This is a genomic window from Prochlorococcus marinus str. MIT 9107, assembly GCF_000759855.1.
GTDB lineage: Bacteria > Cyanobacteriota > Cyanobacteriia > PCC-6307 > Cyanobiaceae > Prochlorococcus_A > Prochlorococcus_A marinus_N.
Genome location: NZ_JNAI01000008.1, coordinates 98,912 through 116,737, shown reverse-complemented (window position 1 = coordinate 116,737; position 17,826 = coordinate 98,912). Strand labels below are relative to the sequence as shown.

The 17,826-nt window shown below is 34.3% G+C and carries 19 protein-coding genes, 2 tRNA genes and 2 pseudogenes; 8 read left to right on the top strand and 15 right to left on the bottom strand.

Going from position 1 to position 17,826, the window contains the following annotated elements:
* Window positions 1-205: pseudogene (locus EU92_RS0109100) on the top strand (hypothetical protein); the annotation flags it as partial.
* A 583-nt stretch (window positions 206-788) separates the two neighbouring features.
* Window positions 789-1,316 (top strand): hypothetical protein, encoded by a 528-nt coding sequence (locus tag EU92_RS03315; RefSeq protein WP_032514066.1) that lies wholly within the window; start codon window positions 789-791, stop codon window positions 1,314-1,316.
* On the opposite strand, the gene EU92_RS03320 is transcribed toward EU92_RS03315, so the two are convergent.
* From EU92_RS03320 to psbB, 8 genes are all read right to left on the bottom strand, one after another.
* Window positions 1,313-1,510, bottom strand: a complete 198-nt coding sequence (locus tag EU92_RS03320; protein WP_032514065.1) for a hypothetical protein — start codon at window positions 1,508-1,510, stop codon at window positions 1,313-1,315. The genes EU92_RS03315 and EU92_RS03320 overlap by 4 nt on opposite strands.
* A 163-nt stretch (window positions 1,511-1,673) precedes the next feature.
* Window positions 1,674-1,746: transfer RNA gene (locus EU92_RS03325), tRNA-Phe, on the bottom strand.
* Between the two features lie 88 nt (window positions 1,747-1,834).
* Window positions 1,835-3,067, bottom strand: coding sequence for an FGGY-family carbohydrate kinase (locus EU92_RS03330; RefSeq protein WP_032514064.1), 1,233 nt, complete (start codon window positions 3,065-3,067; stop codon window positions 1,835-1,837).
* Between the two features lie 8 nt (window positions 3,068-3,075).
* Window positions 3,076-4,317 carry a methionine adenosyltransferase gene (metK, locus tag EU92_RS03335; protein ID WP_032514063.1) on the bottom strand — a complete coding sequence of 414 codons (1,242 nt, stop codon included), beginning with the start codon at window positions 4,315-4,317 and terminating at the stop codon, window positions 3,076-3,078.
* A 135-nt stretch (window positions 4,318-4,452) separates the two neighbouring features.
* Window positions 4,453-5,544, bottom strand: coding sequence for a 30S ribosomal protein S1 (locus tag EU92_RS03340; RefSeq protein WP_032514062.1), 1,092 nt, complete (start codon window positions 5,542-5,544; stop codon window positions 4,453-4,455).
* Between the two features lie 107 nt (window positions 5,545-5,651).
* On the bottom strand, window positions 5,652-6,131 hold the full coding sequence (nrdR, locus tag EU92_RS03345; RefSeq protein WP_032514061.1) for a transcriptional regulator NrdR: 480 nt from the start codon (window positions 6,129-6,131) through the stop codon (window positions 5,652-5,654).
* A 91-nt stretch (window positions 6,132-6,222) separates the two neighbouring features.
* The gene (locus EU92_RS09545; protein WP_032514060.1) at window positions 6,223-6,321 is read right to left on the bottom strand and encodes a photosystem II reaction center protein T; all 99 of its coding nucleotides are present in this window, start codon (window positions 6,319-6,321) and stop codon (window positions 6,223-6,225) included.
* A 23-nt stretch (window positions 6,322-6,344) separates the two neighbouring features.
* Window positions 6,345-7,868: a photosystem II chlorophyll-binding protein CP47 gene (gene psbB / locus EU92_RS03350; protein ID WP_032514059.1), complete on the bottom strand. Its 1,524-nt coding sequence runs from the start codon at window positions 7,866-7,868 to the stop codon at window positions 6,345-6,347.
* 222 nt (window positions 7,869-8,090) lie between these two features.
* On the opposite strand from psbB, the pseudogene EU92_RS0109095 reads away from it, so the two are divergent.
* From EU92_RS0109095 to EU92_RS03365, 4 genes and pseudogenes are all read left to right on the top strand, one after another.
* A pseudogene (locus EU92_RS0109095) lies at window positions 8,091-8,439 on the top strand (2Fe-2S iron-sulfur cluster-binding protein); the annotation flags it as partial.
* Between the two features lie 116 nt (window positions 8,440-8,555).
* Window positions 8,556-8,708 carry a photosystem II reaction center protein PsbM gene (gene psbM / locus EU92_RS03355; protein ID WP_032514058.1) on the top strand — a complete coding sequence of 51 codons (153 nt, stop codon included), beginning with the start codon at window positions 8,556-8,558 and terminating at the stop codon, window positions 8,706-8,708.
* A 10-nt stretch (window positions 8,709-8,718) separates the two neighbouring features.
* Window positions 8,719-9,588, top strand: a complete 870-nt coding sequence (gene prmC / locus EU92_RS03360; RefSeq protein WP_032514057.1) for a peptide chain release factor N(5)-glutamine methyltransferase — start codon at window positions 8,719-8,721, stop codon at window positions 9,586-9,588.
* A gap of 23 nt (window positions 9,589-9,611) precedes the next feature.
* The gene (locus EU92_RS03365) at window positions 9,612-10,193 is read left to right on the top strand and encodes an L-threonylcarbamoyladenylate synthase (protein ID WP_032514056.1); all 582 of its coding nucleotides are present in this window, start codon (window positions 9,612-9,614) and stop codon (window positions 10,191-10,193) included.
* 178 nt (window positions 10,194-10,371) lie between these two features.
* On the opposite strand, the gene EU92_RS03370 is transcribed toward EU92_RS03365, so the two are convergent.
* The 6 genes from EU92_RS03370 to ctpZ all read right to left on the bottom strand — a co-directional run bounded on the left by EU92_RS03370 (window position 10,372) and on the right by ctpZ (window position 15,031).
* Window positions 10,372-10,443, bottom strand: a tRNA-Thr gene (locus EU92_RS03370).
* 64 nt (window positions 10,444-10,507) lie between these two features.
* Window positions 10,508-10,843, bottom strand: coding sequence for a cell division topological specificity factor MinE (gene minE / locus EU92_RS03375; protein WP_032514055.1), 336 nt, complete (start codon window positions 10,841-10,843; stop codon window positions 10,508-10,510).
* 1 nt (window position 10,844) lies between these two features.
* A complete protein-coding gene (minD, locus tag EU92_RS03380) occupies window positions 10,845-11,660 on the bottom strand; it encodes a septum site-determining protein MinD (RefSeq protein WP_032514054.1) in 816 nt (271 codons plus the stop codon).
* 113 nt (window positions 11,661-11,773) lie between these two features.
* On the bottom strand, window positions 11,774-12,436 hold the full coding sequence (locus tag EU92_RS03385; RefSeq protein WP_032514053.1) for a septum site-determining protein MinC: 663 nt from the start codon (window positions 12,434-12,436) through the stop codon (window positions 11,774-11,776).
* A gap of 10 nt (window positions 12,437-12,446) precedes the next feature.
* A complete protein-coding gene (locus EU92_RS03390) occupies window positions 12,447-13,703 on the bottom strand; it encodes an HD domain-containing protein (RefSeq protein ID WP_032514052.1) in 1,257 nt (418 codons plus the stop codon).
* A gap of 44 nt (window positions 13,704-13,747) precedes the next feature.
* A complete protein-coding gene (ctpZ, locus tag EU92_RS03395; protein ID WP_032514069.1) occupies window positions 13,748-15,031 on the bottom strand; it encodes a carboxyl-terminal processing protease CtpZ in 1,284 nt (427 codons plus the stop codon).
* Between the two features lie 72 nt (window positions 15,032-15,103).
* On the opposite strand from ctpZ, the gene petB reads away from it, so the two are divergent.
* Both petB and petD read left to right on the top strand, forming a co-directional pair.
* Complete coding sequence (gene petB, locus EU92_RS03400; RefSeq protein ID WP_011817812.1) at window positions 15,104-15,760, top strand: cytochrome b6; 657 nt, start codon at window positions 15,104-15,106, stop codon at window positions 15,758-15,760.
* A gap of 34 nt (window positions 15,761-15,794) precedes the next feature.
* Complete coding sequence (gene petD, locus EU92_RS03405) at window positions 15,795-16,277, top strand: cytochrome b6-f complex subunit IV (RefSeq protein WP_032514051.1); 483 nt, start codon at window positions 15,795-15,797, stop codon at window positions 16,275-16,277.
* Window positions 16,278-16,279: 2 nt separating this feature from the next.
* On the opposite strand, the gene EU92_RS03410 is transcribed toward petD, so the two are convergent.
* Entirely contained in the window at window positions 16,280-17,719 is a 1,440-nt protein-coding gene (locus EU92_RS03410; RefSeq protein WP_032514049.1) for a glycoside hydrolase 100 family protein, read from the bottom strand.
* Window positions 17,720-17,826 lie beyond the last annotated feature (107 nt).

Sequence of the window (17,826 nt, the reverse complement as noted above, 5' to 3'; positions counted from 1 at the left end):
AGTTGAGGATGTAAAGCCCGCTGAAGAAGAGAAGCCAGTTGAGGATGTAAAGCCAGCTGAAGAAGAGAAGCCAGTTGAGGATGTAAAGCCAGCTGAAGAAGAGAAGCCAGTTGAGGATGTAAAGCCAGCTGAAGAAGAGAAGCCAGTTGAGGATGTAAAGCCAGCTGAAGAAGAGAAGCAAGCTGAAGATGAAAAACCAGTTTAAAAAAAAGATGGTGTACTGAATGTAATGCTTATGCAACTACAGCAAGCATTTTAAAAGGACTAAGAAATGGATGATATGAGTGAAAACATCAGAGCAAACTTCTATAGAGATGGAATGTAAGTTCTGGGGATTAAAAAATTAGTAATTTTATTGCTCAATTAACATTCCACTTACATCCCAAATAGATGCCTTTCAGAGAGTTTTTTTTGCTCTCTGAGTGTTTCTTTAGATATCCTGAAAAGGACTGTCAGAAATGAAATTAGGTATTAAAAAAGCACCTTTTCAGATGCTCATTTAACCCTTTTATTAAAGTTGCCAGGACCCAGATTTGAAGAGGATCCTCGATCCTTGTAACATAAGTCATATCAACGTGTTTGAGAGATACATAATCGCCTGTACTGCATGAAATGTACTGCAAAAATCGCTATAATGTAAGTATATGACTGGGGTTTTTGATGGTTCAATGCAGTACAAAACTAAAGAAGAAATTACCTGATAAGTGGGATACGACTGACTGCAAAATCAAAAGTTATCGTAGGATAAGTGATTTACATTATGACTAGATGTCTCTAAAAATATTTGAATGCTTCATCTTATTAGTTCATTATTAGTTGCTAGCACTAGCAGTTTCATTACATATACAACTAATTGCGAATATGAGAAAGATTGTCGAACAATTTTTACTCTTATTTCTGAAGTAGAGGATATAAAAATTAGTAAGTTTGAGACTAGGGTGAATTATATCTATAAAGGTGAACTGAATAATTTTGAACGTCTACTACCTAGATGGGCACAAACAGAATTGGTTACTAATAAGCATAAAAAAGAACAATGGTTTGGTGATAACTGGAAAAGAGTAAAGGTTAGAGCCGTCAGACAGAAAATGGATAAAACAGGAAAATTCGGTGATATTGCTCAACCAACTGTGTTCTACAATTACGCAAATTGCGAGAGGAAAGTATTCTCAGCAATTCCAGAAGAAGGGAAAAGTGTTGCTAGAAATTGGACATTATTTTATTGGGACGATAAAAGTGTTTCGAGGGCAGGTTTTCCACTCATATCAGGATCACCAAAAGTTCACTACAAATACCTCTGCCCAGAAGTTGACTAATCACATTGCTTATTTTTCAATCTGTTGAACATACATTTGCTGTTCATGGCCATTCCTTTGTAGTCGGGAAGATTTAGTTCTTTCAACCAAACAGAAATTTCCTGAGCAGCATCAGACTTTTTAGGCATATAAAAAATTACCTCTTTAGAAGGATTTATTATTAGATGAGGAGGTATCTTTACTGATGTTTTCATAATTCAAATATTATCTAATTATTTTTTTGTGCAAGAAAAATGTCATGGACGTATAACCGAAAAATGGAGGACAGTTCTGGGTATCTACTTATTTCAAATTATGTACTACAACTGTACTGCGCTCTAAAAAATAAAAAACCCAGTCTATGAAAGGGTTTGAAGGTGCCAGGACCCAGATTTGAACTGGGGACACGGCGATTTTCAGTCGCCTGCTCTACCAACTGAGCTATCCCGGCTTTAACCTATATACTCTAAATTAAGACGTGTAGTTTGTGAAACCCTTTTTATCATAAAATTTATATCTTGATCAAATATCCTAAAAAACTATTGTTTTGCATTGATCGCTAATAAGGCAGTTCCGAATGAAGTGGTTTTTGTGCATGAAACTATTGGTATATTTATAATTTTTTTTCTTATTTTTCTCCACTGAGGGTTTTTTGAACCTCCACCAACAGTAATAATTTTTTTTGGAAGTGAACCTGTTAGCGCATGTAATTTTTCCCATCCTTTTAATTCAATTTTAGCTAGACCTTCGAATAATGCATGTAAATAAAGTGAGTCGCTTACAGGCCTAGGGCCAAGAACTGGCTCTAAATAGGGATTATTAATAGGAAATCTCTCTCCCTTACTATTTAGAGGTAAAAGATTTAAAGAAGTGTCTTTCGATGTATTGATTTGTCTACTAAGTTCTTTAATTTCTGAATCAGAATAGAATTTAGATAAAATGCCGCATCCTGCATTTGATGCTCCTCCACAGATCCAATCCCCACTAACTCTATGGGTTGTAATTCCTTTTTCTTTTATTGGTTTATTAATGATTTTTTTAACTACAATTGTTGTCCCTAAAACTGTTAGACCATCTTCTTTCCCTAAACCTGCAGCTAATAAACTTGCATTGGAGTCAGTGGTGCCTGAGATTAAAATTAATTTCTTATTCAATTTAAAACTTTCTGCTATATAAGAATGGACTTGGCCAATAATTTCTCCACTTTTTATTATTTGAGGTAAGCATTTTTGCCATGAAGTATTGAGATAGCTTTTTGGCCATGATTCTTGTATTAGATCCCACCCAAGTTTAAGATTATTTCCTTCTTCTCCATGAGTCCAATCTTTTAAAAACCAGCCAGTTATCCAATCAGATTGATGTCTTAACAATATATTTGTCCCATATTTATCGATTAGTTTTAATGCTTTAGCAAGACTACTGTATGGAGTTCGTAAATGATCTTCTCCAGCAGTTAACGATTTAAGAAGGTTTTTATGTTCATTACATGCTTGGCCATAAGGTATTGCTTCGCCTACGGGCTCCCCTTTTAAGTTGGTTGCTATTAAAGTTCCCGAGGTCCCAGATATAGCCAATTTTTTAAGGTTACTTCTTATCTTAATAGGTACTCTATTTATGAGTTCTTCACAAGAATTAATCCAAGAATTTGGATTTTTAAAGCTGTATTGATAAGGAACTGAGTTTGAATATACTAATTCCTTATGAAGATTAATTATTGATATTCTTGCACCACTTGTTCCAAAATCTAACCCTCCAAAAAAATCATCAGGCATAAAATATCTTATAAAAATACTTTAGATGCCTCTGCTAATTCGGCTGCTTTTTCTTCTACATTTTCCCAAGGAAGCTCAAGATCTCTTCTACCAAAATGTCCGTAGGATGCAGTCTTTCTAAAAAAGTCCCCACCCATTTTTTTTGGCAAGTTTCTTAGATTGAATTCTTTTATAATTGCTGCAGGTCTTAAATCAAAGTGCTTTTTAATTAGGTCAGTTAAATTAGTTTGAGAAATAACACCAGTATCAAAAGTTTCAACGAGAATGGAAATCGGTTTTGCAACTCCAATTGCGTAACTTAATTGTACTTCAGCCTTTTTTGCTAATTTTGCCTTAACAATACTTTTAGCTACATAGCGTGCTGCATAAGCTGCTGATCTATCAACTTTTGTGGGGTCTTTGCCCGAGAATGCACCACCTCCGTGTCTTGCATATCCACCATATGTATCTACAATAATTTTTCTGCCAGTAAGCCCGGCATCTCCCTGAGGCCCTCCCACTACAAACTTACCAGTGGGATTTACTAGGAATCTTGTTTTATGAATGTCTGGTTTAATTTCTAGATCTTCAGTGGCAGGTATTACAACCTTTTCCCATAAATCCTCTTTTATTTTTTTACGAATTTCTTCTTCATTTTTTATTTCATTAATCTCAGGGGTATGTTGAGTTGAAATCAAAATGGTATTAATTGAAACGGGCTCCCCTTTTTTGTAATCAATGCTTACTTGCGTTTTGCCATCAGGGAGGAGATAATTAAGGACTTTTTCATGTCTCACTTTAGCGAGTTGAATGGCTAATCTATGAGCCAAGCTAATTGGTAATGGCATCAATTCGGGCGTTTCATTGCATGCATAGCCAAACATTATTCCTTGATCGCCAGCCCCGGTATTGTTTTCCAAATCATTGTTAACATCATCTGCTTCATCGACCCCTTGTGAAATATCTGGCGATTGCTCGTCAAGGGCTACTAAAACAGCGCAACTATTTGCGTCAAAGCCACCTGCTTTATAGCCTTCATATCCAATTTCTTTAATTACATTCCTAACTAGTTTTATATAATCAACTTTTGCCTTTGAAGTGATTTCTCCAGTAAGTAAACAAAGACCAGTATTAACTACAGTTTCGCATGCAACTCTGCTTTCTGGATCTTCTGTCAATAGAGCATCTAAAACAGCGTCACTTATTTGATCACATATTTTGTCTGGATGACCTTCAGTAACGGATTCAGAAGTGAATATAAAATCACTCATTAAAAAAAATTAAATATTAACATTATCCTAAATTAGATGGCTGTTACTAATCAATTATTGTTAATTAAAAAATACTTGTTCTAAAAAAAATAACCTTATAGTTAATATTTTTCTGATAAACAAAAATAAGTAAATTTATACTGTTTCTGATGAAGTTGTCGGTATTTCTTCATTATCATCAGTTTGTTCAAATAACATTTGCTTGTATTTTGCAGCCATTTCTTCAGCTTTATTAAAAACTTTTTGTGGGTCAGTTAACATATCTCCTGGTTCAGGTTCAAGTGCTTTTGTCGATAATGAAATTCTCCCTCTTTCTGAATCAAGGTCAATGATCATAACTTTCATTTGGTCACTAACATTTAAAACATTATGAGGGGTCTCGATATGTTCATGGCTGATCTCAGAAATGTGCAATAGACCACTAACTCCTCCAATATCAATAAAAGCTCCATAGGGTTTAATGCCTTTAACAGAACCTACAACAACTTCTCCCACCTCAAGTCTATTCATCTTTTTCTCAACCAAAGCTCTTCTATGACTTAATACTAATCTGTTTCTCTCTTCATCAACTTCAAGGAATTTTAATGGTAGGTACTCACCCTCTAAGTCATCTTTAATTTTTCGAGCACTTATATGGGATCCTGGGATAAAGCCTCTCAAACCTTCTACCCTCACAAGAGCCCCGCCTCTATTGGTTGCAAAAACTTCAGAATAAATTGTTGCATCTTCTTTTTGTAGTTGTCTTACTCTTTCCCATGCCCTTTGATATTCAATTCTTCTGATCGAAAGTGCTAGTTGGCCATCTTCATTTTCTTCACTCATTATGAAAAATTCTCTGCTTTCTGAAGGTTGTAAAACATCATTTAATCCTTCAACTCTATTTATTGATACCTCCTGAACAGGCATAAAAGCGGCTGTTTTGGCACCTATATCTATCATGGCTCCTTTTGGTTCTAGAGCAAAAACCGTTCCTTTTACTAGATCACCAGGCTTAAAGTTATAATCATATTTGCCCAAAAGTGATGCAAATTCTTCTTGTGTGAATCCTGCATTATCAAAGTCAGCATTTGTTCTGCTGGAGGAAGAATCTGCTGAAGGAATATCGTTCTTTTCGAATGATAAATCTTCCTCATTACGGGATTCTGAATCATTATTTAATTCAGGCAAATTTTTAATTTCTTTATCTTCAGAAAGTTCTTGTATGGTTTGAGAAGAATTTTCGTTCATTTGTTGAATCGCAGACTACCTAAGGTAGTTAGAAAGAAATGCTATTAGCCTGCAAACTTATAGCAAAAGATTTGTGTTATGTATTCTACACTTAAAGATGCTGAATTTTATAAAATTGAAGCTAATTGGTTTTTTGAACTTCCTTTTAGAGATTCAAGAGTAGAGATAAAATCTTTTACACCATTAAATTTTCTATACACTGAGGCATATCTTATATAAGCCACTTCGTTTTCTTTTCTAAGACTTTTAAGTATTAACTCCCCAATTTGTGAAGACTTAATATCTTTATTAGAGTCTTGTATGATTTGTGATTCTATTCCATCTACAAAATTCATAATTGCTTCACTCGTAAAGGTAGTTTTTTCGCAAGCTCTTGATATACCGGTAAATAATTTTTGTTTATCAAATAATTCTCTGCTCCCATCTTTTTTAATTACTGAAACTGGCATTGTTTCAACTCTTTCATAAGTAGTAAATCTAAAGCTGCAGTTTAAGCACTCTCTTCTTCTTCGAACACTTTTACCACTATCAGCAGATCTTGATTCCAATACTCTGCTATCTGTGTTTTGACAGGTTGGACACTGCATATAGTGAAATAGGTGAACTTTTACTCTAATACTAGAGTAATATCTTAATTCTGAAAAGTAAAAAACCTCTTTTTAAAGAGGTTTTTTGAGTTCATTTTCTATCAAATTTAGGTGGATCTCTAAAGGCGATAGCAAAGAATAAAGTAACCACTGCGAGAGTTAAGATAAGAACGTAAGCAAAAGCTTCCATAAGATTAAGTAATAAAGATTAGTTTAAACCCTTCCTGGGATTCTTCTTGTGGTTTCGTCACCTAGCTTCTTGAATAAACCAAATTCAACTTGGTCACCAATCTCAGCGTCAATTCCACGGAATCTACCACTATAAAGAGTCCTTGAAGCATGCCACCAATGGCCAAATAAGAATAGCAATCCAAAACATAGATGGGCATATGTAAACCATGCTCTTGGAGAGCTTCGGAATACACCGTCAGATTTATAAGTTTCTCTGTCAAACTTAAATGCTTCTCCTAGCTGAGCTTTTCTAGCTAACCTTTTAACTACTGCAGGATCAGTAAATGTTTGCCCATTTAAATCTCCTCCATAGATAGTAGCGGTGATACCAGTTTGCTCAAATGAATACTTAGCTTCAGCTCTTCTAAATGGAATATCAGCCCTAACATTCCCCTCTTTATCTTCAAGTATGACTGGGAAGTTCTCAAAGAAGTTTGGGATTCTTCTGACTTCCAAATCATTTCCTTCCTTGTCTTGGAAAGCGATGTGACCTTGCCAACCAGTTGGTAAACCATCACCATTAACGAGAGCACCAACTCGGAATAATCCTCCTTTAGCAGGGCTATTCCCAACATAATCGTAGAAGGCTAATTTTTCTGGGATAGAATCATATGCCTCTTCTTTTGTGGCACCATTGTCGATAGCCACTTGCACTCTTCTATTAATTTCAGTTTTGAAATATCCAGAATCCCATTGATATCTGGTAGGACCAAATAATTCAACTGGAGTTGTGGCTGAGCCGTACCACATTGTTCCGGCAACAACAAATGATACGAAGAGAACAGCCGCCAGAGCACTTGCTAAAACACCTTCTAGGCTTCCAAGCCTTAATGCTTTATATAGTCTCTCTCCTGGTCTGTTGGTAATGTGGAAAATTCCCCCAATGATACCCATAAGCCCAGCTGCAATATGGTTCGCAACTATTCCTCCAGGATTAAATGGGTTAAATCCGTCAACTCCCCAAGAGGGAGCAACAGGTTCAACATGGCCAGTTAAGCCATAAGGATCTGAAACCCAAATGCCAACGTTTGCACAATGAAATGCACCAAAGCCAAAACATGTAAGTCCAGCTAAAAGAAGATGAATTCCAAAAATTCTTGGAAGATCGAGAGCAGGCTCACCTGTTCTTGAATCTTCCCATAATTCTAAATCCCAGTATGTCCAATGCCAGATTGAAGCAAGCATTAAAAGTCCACTAAATACAATGTGGGCTGCTGCAACACCCTCGAAACTCCAGAATCCTGGATCAACTCCGGTAGCACCAGTAATATCCCATCCGTTCCAGCTACTTGTAATTCCTAATCTTGCCATGAATGGCATGACATACATTCCCTGTCTCCACATTGGATTGAGAATGGCATCAGAAGGATCAAAAATGGCTAATTCATAAAGAGCCATTGAACCGGCCCAGCCGGCTAATAATGCAGTATGCATGAGATGCACAGCAAGCAGTCGACCAGGGTCGTTAATAACTACTGTGTGAACTCGATACCAAGGCAATCCCATCGGTTAAAATCTTGTAACGATGCTGAATAAACAGCTAAACATCACGATAGTAAGGGTTTTTTATGCTTTAAGGGATTTTTGTAAATAAATTAATTTTATTGATAAAATCGACTAAATCAGTTTCTACACCTTGATTTACGGCGATTTTTGGACTAAAAATTGGTAATATTTTGGTCACAATTCTCAAAGTAAAACGCCAAAATAAGAAAAATAACTAAAAAAATGGCAACTATCAGATTCATCCGTGAGGATTTGGAGGTTCAATGCAAACCTGGTGAGAATTTAAGGGAATTAGTAATTAGAGAAAACTTAAAACTTTATGGTTTAAAAGGTATTTTAGGCAATTGCTGAGGAGCAGGGCAGTGCAGTACTTGTTTTATTTCAGTTGAAGGAGAAAATAAAAACTCTTTAAGCCCTCTTAACTTCTGTTGAAGGAGTAAAACTCAAAAATAGGCCAGAGAATTGGCGACTTGCATGCCAAACATTAATAAAATCATCTGCAGTGATTTTAACAAAACCACAATCTCCCCCCTCAAATTTAGAAGAACTTAAAAAAATGAGTAAAAAAAAAGATTACCTCGTTAAATTGTTTAAGACTGTTAATCAGTTGATAAAATTTGTTGATTTTTCCACTTTATTTCAAATTTTATGTCTATAGTCTTATTACTAAATAGAACTGTCAACTAAATGGAAACAACTAATTTTGGATTCTTAGCTAGTCTTTTATTTGTAGGGGTGCCAACAATATTCCTAATAGGTTTGTTTATTTCTACTCAAGATGGCGAAAAATCAAGCTTCTACTCAGACTCCAGTAAAGGTAAGCTTGGTCCTAAAGGCTAAATCGCCATAAATGCTAAGCATTTCTGTAAAGGAATTTTTATATTGGAAAAAAAAACAACTTTCTAAAGGAGGGGACCCTCAATCTTTTGCTTTATTATTAGATTGTATAGCAGGTCTCTCAAAAAGTGATCTGAATTTGTTGAACATAAACCCCGAGGGAAATTTATATTTAGAAAAAGACTTGGACTGTTTAGAATTAATTTGGGAAGATCATTTATTAAATTCTTCGCCTATTCAATATATTTGTGGAATAACTTTTTGGAGGAACTTAAAATTAAAAGTCACAGATAAAGTACTTATTCCCAGGCCAGAGACAGAGCTTATAGTCGATATTGTCTTTAATATATTTGGAAGGCAATCACAAAAATTATTCTTTGCTGAATTGGGAACTGGATCTGGTGCTATAAGTATTGCTTTGGCATTAGCTTATCCATTATGGGATGGAATAGCGTCTGATATCGATCAAGATGCATTAGAAATAGCCACTAAAAATTATATAAATTCTTCAAAACAATCAAATTTGAAATTTTACTGCGGACATTGGTGGAATCCTTTTGAAAGTTTTAAAGGTAAAATAGATCTCGCCATTTCAAATCCACCATATATTCCTAATGATACTTATGAACAATTACCCAAAGAAGTTAAAAATTTCGAGCCAAAAATCGCTTTGTTAGGAGGTGAAGATGGTTTAAAGCATATTAAGGAAATAATTCAAAAAGCACCATTATTTTTAAGAGATAAGGGATGGTTAATTCTAGAAAATCATTTTGATCAAGGTGAAAAAGTAAAAAAACTACTTATTAAAAATAAATTTAAATCAGTAGAAATTGTGAATGATCTTTCTGGTGTTGGTAGGTTTACCATTGGGAGATATAAATAAATTATTATTAGTTATTAATCTAAATGAATTTAATAAACTGCGAATTAGCTTTGAAGACGCTTAAAAGTGGTTTACCTATAATTTTCCCAACAGACACTTTACCAGCAATTGGATGCTTGCCCAGATTTTCAGAAATTATTTATGAGTTTAAAAAAAGAGATAGAAATAAACCCCTAATTCTTATGGGATCAGAACAGAAACAATTAATCGATTATGTTCACGAATCAGCTAAAGAAGATTATAAAAATATGGCTTCAAAATATTGGCCCGGAGCTCTGACAATGATTATTCCTTCTTCAGAAAAGCAGAGCGGAACCCTAACAAGCAGCGATCTCTCACTTGGGTTGAGAATCCCAAATTCATATATTGCTCAATCTCTCCTGAAAGAAACAGGCCCATTGTTAACTTCAAGTGCAAATATTTCAGGCTTCACGGGATCAATTACAGCGGAGGGCATTGCTCTAGACTTCCCTTCTGTAGAAATTCTGGGACCTATTCCTTGGGAAAAAAGTAGTGGAAAAGCCAGTACTATAATATCTTGGAAGAAAAGTGGCGATTGGAGGCTGATTAGAAAAGGGCAAGTACTAGTTAGGGAATTAAATTAATGTTTTTATTACTCTTTTTTGTTTTATTAATTCAATTTTTTACTTATTGGTTATTTAATCCCCTCGCATCTTTTTTAGAGTATGTTCTTGAAATAAGATTATTTCCTATCATTGCTTTAGTAGCATTTATCTTTTTATTTTCGGCAAGAAATATTGAACAGAATTAAATAAACCAAAATGCCGGCTAACAGATTTGAACTGATGGCCTTCGCTTTACAAAAGCGCTGCTCTACCGCTGAGCTAAGCCGGCATAATTAATATCTTACAATTAAGTAGGATTAATTATTAGTATTTTTTTAGCTTTTTAAAAATTATTACTTTTTGATATCTTTATCACTTTTATTATTGTTATCATTTTTTTTAAACTTTATTTCTCCTGAAACTGTTCTTTTGATCGGTAAATTGGCTACTAAAGCAGTCATTCTATCCTCTGTCTCTAAACTTACTGCTACCTCTTCAAAATCAATCTCAACATATTTAGCAACAACATCAAGAATTTCTTTCCTCATTTTATCCAAAAGATCAGTTGTTAAAGAACTCATGTCAACTCTGTCATGAGCAAGTACAAGCTGTAATCTTTCTCTTGCTGTGTTTGCACTAGCCGTTTCTCTTCCTAGTAACTTGTTTATAAGGTCTCTGAGCGTCATCATTTTAAAAAACCTTTGTTTGCATTAATCTCATGAATTTATCTTTAAAAGTATTCCCTTCATTCTTGGGGTCAATAATTGGTACATCATTCCCTGTGAGTCTCTGAGAAACATTCAAATAACATTTTTTTGCCGGAGATCTACCATCAGTGAGTGTTAGTGGCTCACCTCTATTTGTACTTATTATTACTTGTTCATCTTCTAAAACTATACCTAACAAAGGTAAAGAAAGAATTTCTTGAACATCATCAATAGATAGCATCTCTTGACTAGCCATCATGTTAGGGCGAACTCTATTGATTACAAGTTGGATAGGCTCAATATCAGAGGCATTAAGAATTCCTATTACTCTATCGGCATCACGTACTGCAGATAATTCTGGGTTGGTAACAACAATAGCTTCTTTACAAGCTGCAAGAGCATTTTTAAAGCCATCTTCTACTCCAGCAGGACAATCTACTAAAACAAAATCAAATTTCTCACTAAGCATCTCACTTATTTTTTTCATATCTTCGGGCTTCATCCAATCCAGCATCCTTGGATCCCCAGCAGGTAGAAGAGCAAGATTAGGCTCCTTTTTATGTCTAACCAGTGCTTGGTCAAGACGACAATTTTTGTCTAGAACATCTTGAGCCGTATAAATAATGCGATTTTCTAATCCTAGAAGAAGATCTAAATTTCTTAAGCCAAAATCAGCATCTAATACAGCAGTCGTTGCTCCGCTGTTGGCAAGTGCTATGCCTAGGTTTGCGGTTAGAGTGGTTTTACCAACCCCACCTTTACCTGAACAAATTAATATTGTGCGAGTATTTTCCGCCACGAAAATTTATAAATTTCTCAAATAATAAGCCCACTTGCAGAAAGTTAAATATTTTAAAGATTAAGTAATTCTTAAATTTATCGAGTTTGATTTAAATTATTTCAAATGATTGATTAATTTCTTGTTTCTATTACTAGTGGCTTGATAATAATTGTTTGTTTATCTACAACTGCAATCTCTGGATAATGATTTTTGGGCTTATCCTTTGGCCCAATAGCTATTACATCTGCAATTCTCAACTGCAAAGGGTTTAGATAAAGTGATGCAATCGAGGCATTTTTATTTCCTCCCTTCCCTGCGAATGCGATCCCTAGCAATTTGCCCCAAACGTAAATATTTTTCTTAGCGGAAACTATAGCTCCTGGATTAACATCTCCTATTATGCATAAGTTGCCATTTGAAGATAATCTGTCACCTGATCTTAAGGTCCCTTCATGGAGAACATCATCCTTCTTGTTTGAATTGAGTAATCTTAGCTTATTTTTAAGCTCTTGCTCTTTAAAAAAAGTTGAATCAATTCTTAGAGACTTTCCAGCTAATACTGTATCTCTATTGTTTGAATAAATACATAGAGAACAAATATGAATTTTGTAAAAATGATTTTTTAATTTTGATAATTGATTAGAACTTATGGACTCATTGATTACGAAAAGTTTTGCTTCTAGAGGTCCTTTCATAGAAGAAAATTTTTTAAAAGTTTGATGGATATTATCCAAATCTCCCAAAGAAAAAATTTCTGAATATTTACTTTTAATATCCTTTAAAACGATTTCCATTGAATTGAATTTAAGAATGATTTTTTATGATTGAAATTTGATTTTTAATCTCACTTTTGATTTCATTGGGGTAAATAATTAGGGAACTCTCTTGAGACTTCATTAAAGTTTTTATTAAGGGAGAATTATCTTCTAATGAGTTTTGATAAGTTCCATCCCATATATTTAAAGCATTGTTAGATTCAAAACCTTTAAAAGATCTTTCTTTGATTCCACAAAATATTTCTGAATCAAAATTATTTTTTTCACATAATTTTCTTGCAAATGCAAGAATTTCTAGTCTTTCTATTTTACTTAAAAAACTAATGTCTGAAGCTTTTAACAAATCTCTATCAATAAACATTTTGCATAGCGTAGAAAGCGGCTCAAAAGATTCATCTTTCCATCTAATTAAATGGTAATAAAAAGTTATATCATCATTTTTTATGAAATCATCAAAATCAAGATTTTTAGAGGAAAATATCCATTTATACAGTGATCTATCTATCCAAATTTTCTTTTCGTAATTATGTTTAATTGTGGATATTATTTTTTCCAGAATCCATGTTGATATTTCATTAATTCTGTGGTTGTAGATGGTTCTATACATCAAGTTTCTTAATACTAAAAAATGCTCAATAGCTATAACTCCTTTGGGTTTGATTGCAATATTTCCATCAGGTGAAAAAGTAAGACCTGAAATGATTCTCTCTAAATCTACTAAGCCATATTTCGTCCCAGTATTATAACTATCGCGTAAAAGATAATCGAGACGATCGCAATCTATTTCACTGCTAATCAATGTTTTTAAAGGTTTTGAAAATAGTTGTTTTGATTGAAATAATTCGGCAATCCGTCTGGGTAAAGCATTGTCATACTTTTTGAGTATTGAATTGATTGGAGAATAATTTTGAACTAAGTTTTGAGACCATTGTTCGTGATTATGATCGAATATTACTTCACTTGTATGGCTCAAAGGTCCATGACCTAAATCATGTAATAGAGCTGCTCCATATAGAACAAATTTATTTTCACCAAATGAAGATTTACTCTCAATTAATCTTTGATATATTTTTCTTGCGATACAAAAAACGCCAATTGAATGAGTAAATCTACTCGATTCTGCACCATGAAAAAGTAATGAGGCCGCCCCTAATTGTTTTATTCTTCTTAATCTTTGAAAAGCAATTGTATCAATTAATTCCATGATCATAAATTCTTCTGGCTTCGCTGAATCAAATACTATTTCCTTGTGAATTGGGTCATGAAAAATTCTTTTAATACTCATAGTGTTTGAAATTTATTATTTATAAATCTTTTGCTAATTCAGGATTATATTTCGTCACTACTTAATTCACTTGTTTGAATTGAAACTTCTTGCTTGTCTAAAAGTGAACCCAGAAATAATTCTGCATTTCTTATCCATTTATCGTCATTACTCCCGTATTCACTAGCATCTGGAAGATCCAGTAACTTTTCAGGTGTAATACCTTGACCTTGGATATTATTACCATTTGGAGTTAAATAACTTGCAACTGTGATTGCTATTCCACTGTCTTCTCCTAAACTTTTAAGGGACTGAATTAAACCTTTCCCATAGGTTTGCTCTCCCATGAGAATAGATCTGCTGTTATCTTGTAAAGAACCCGCAAGTATTTCACTAGCACTAGCAGTCCCTTTATTTACAAGAGTTACCATTGGCCCATCAAAAAATGTTTCTTTTTGAGAAATTATTGCATCTTTGATCCCATTTCTGTTTTTTGTCTCTACTACTGGTCTCTCGCTCAATAATGAGTCTGCGACTGCTATTCCTGAGCTTACTAGTCCACCTGAATTATTTCTAAGATCCAATATTAATCCTTCAACCTCTTTCTCTTTTAACTCTTGAAGAGCTTCTTCAACCTTTTTGGGAACGCTTTCGCTAAATTGAGTTATTCTTAAATATCCTATTGTATGAGAATCGTCTCTTAATCTTTTTGTTCTAACTGGTCTTAGGTCTACCGGTCTCCTCTCTAAATCGATCTCTCTAATTTCTCCTGATTCAGAAGATATTTCAACTAAAACTTTGGTTCCTGATTCACCTCTTAACTTTGAAGCAGTATTGGCAAGTCCTAATTCTTCTGATGAAATTCCATCTACTTTCTCTATGAAGTCCCCGCTAACTATCCCAGCGTCTTCAGCTGGTGAGCCGCCAAGAGTAGAGACAACTTTAATCTTTGCACTATAATCATCTTCACCTAATTGAAGCCCAACACCATTTATCTCGCTACCAAAATTACTTGCTTTCAGGAGTTCATAATCTTTTGGGCGTAAAATTCTTGTGTAAGGATCATCTAGAGGTCTTAACATGTCTTCAATTGAGGAATAAGCCTCTTCACTTGTTTCAATTTGTTTCTGTAATGTTTTTTGTCTAATTTTCTTCCATTGGATTTCATCAAACTTTTCTGGGTCATAAAAACCCTCATTTACCAAGGTCCAAGCATCAAGTACTAATTGCTTGCTATCACTGAGAGCATACGCTTTTTCAATGAATAAAAAATTGGTACAAAAAACACTGACCACTAATAGAGAGATCAATATTTTGAATGTTAAAAGTTTGTTAAAAGATGAATTCATTGGGTTAAGTGTTAACACCAAGTATAAGAATTTTAAGTAAGCTCTTTAATATCAAAGCTAATTTTTTTTTGGATGGCGAATTCTTCATCTGTTTATGACTGGTTTCAAGAAAGACTTGAAATTCAAGACATAACTGACGACGTAACTTCCAAGTACGTACCCCCTCACGTAAATATTTTTTATTGTTTAGGAGGCATAACTTTAGTATGCTTCCTAATTCAATTTGCAACAGGTTTTGCAATGACTTTTTACTATAAGCCAACAGTTACTCAAGCTTATAGCTCAGTAAGTTATTTGATGACCGATGTAAGTTTTGGATGGTTAATAAGATCTGTTCATAGATGGAGTGCATCTATGATGGTTTTAATGTTAATCCTTCACGTTTTTAGAGTTTATCTTACGGGTGGTTTTAAAAGGCCCAGAGAACTAACGTGGGTTACAGGTGTAGTAATGGCAGTAATAACTGTCGCTTTTGGAGTTACAGGATATTCTTTGCCTTGGGATCAAGTCGGATATTGGGCTGTTAAGATTGTCTCAGGTGTTCCTGCCGCAATTCCAGTAATAGGAGATTTTATGGTTGAACTACTGAGGGGAGGAGAAAGTGTTGGACAGTCTACTCTTACAAGATTTTATAGTCTTCATACTTTTGTTTTGCCATGGTCATTAGCAGTATTTATGTTGATGCATTTTTTAATGATTCGTAAACAGGGTATTTCAGGACCTTTATAAACACTTACAATTAAATTACTAACGAGAGCTCCACATGTCTACGTTAAAAAAACCAGATCTATCTGATCCAAAATTAAGAGCAAAATTAGCTAAAGGTATGGGTCACAATTATTATGGGGAACCGGCTTGGCCAAATGACTTACTTTATATATTCCCTGTAGTTATTTTAGGTACTATTGCATGCGTAGTTGGACTAGCAGTTCTTGACCCTGCAATGTTAGGAGACAAAGCTAATCCATTTGCGACACCTTTAGAAATACTTCCTGAATGGTATCTCTATCCAGTGTTTCAAATACTTAGAGTAGTTCCTAATAAACTTTTGGGGATTGCACTTCAAACATTAATTCCGCTTGGATTAATGGTTTTACCCTTCATCGAAAACGTTAATAAATTCTCTAATCCATTTAGAAGACCAATAGCAATGTCTGCTTTCTTGTTCGGAACGTTTCTAACAATATATCTTGGTATTGGTGCATGCTTACCGATTGATAAATCACTAACTTTTGGCTTATTTTAGGATTAAATCTTAAACATATCTAAATCGTTATTATCTCCTCTTAGAAAGTGGTTCATTAATAAAAAACCAACAATAGTCCAAGTTTGATAGGTTCTTGATTGTTGGCCAACCCAAGTACCTGTAGGTCCATCAAAATATTCTGCCCATTCTTGCTTTGGCAATTGATTCAGTTGACACCAATATGACTCCTCTACTAAAGATTTCATCTCTTCCATGAGCATCACATCATCAGAAGCATAATTTTTTTGATGTAAAAGAACCGCTGCTCCAAAAAACCAAAGTAAACTTGGCCAATGACCACCATTGTGGTAACTCCAAGGCCAATTCTTTGGATCCGATCCAGTTTTATTTTGCCATTCTTCGATATCCATATGAGGATGACAAATTCTCATAGGCATTTGAGCCATCAAATGTTGTCTGTTATGTAAAACTAATCTAAATAAAGCTCTTTGTTCTGCAGGAGGTAGTACTTCAAAAATACAGGCTAAAGAATTCCCTAAGCTGTAAAATCGAAAGTCAGGTCTACCTGTTCTAATATTTCCTATTAAATAACCACCTCTATTCTCTAACCAATCTTGTAGCCATGATGGAACTACTTGAGGTTGAACGTTAAATTCATTGAAGTGTTGATCATCTCCATACTGCTCAGTTGGCCTTCTTCTTAAAATTTGCATCGTTTGGCTGGTAACCCAATAATGTTTTAAGAGAAAACTTCCTAAATCCTTAACCCATTGATTTGTAAGAATAAGTCTTTGATCTAAAAGTCTACTTGTGTGATCTGCTCGACTTAATTCCATTAAATTTATACAACTTTTTAAACATCCATGAAGTAAAACTTCAACTTCTAATGGTGCTCCCCATACATCCATAGGTCTATCAATCATAAATGCGCAATCCGGAACAAAAAGTACGGGAGTACCCTCAAATGTTGGATGCAGAACTAGATCTAGTAAAAGTTGAATACCTCTTTGGACCCCTTGACTTTTGCCAAAAGCATAATCACCACTTTTGTTGACATAATACCAACATAAAATGGGCCACCATAAACTTGCATCAGCTGAAGTTATCCTTCCTATTGATCTCTGACCATAGTCTCCAATTAGCTTTCCGTTTTCTTCAATGAAAGAAGTAGGAAATACGCCACGCGTTTGGTAATTAGTGCTTTGTAACTCAAGACATACACTTAGGAATCTTTTGACAATTTCATACCGTTTTTGGGTAATGAGGTAAATCATTACAGGAACATTGTCTCTTAAAAATATCTCACCATAATTTAACTTTTTATTTTTTGTTGGGTGTTCAAGTGCAGCAACACTGCCAACTAGTTCGCCAGATATTTCAAGTAAAGTCTTTTCGAAGTGTTTTTTTGCATTTGTTACAATTTTCTCCTCATCGGAACTTGGTCTTACTCTTAAATTTTTTTGACTAAATCTTTCTGCCATTTTATTAATATCCCTTTATTTAAGCCTAGTTGTTTAAATAGACTTTGAACAAATAAAAAATTAATAAAAATTTTTTGTATAAAAGGTTGCATAATTACAGTCGTATG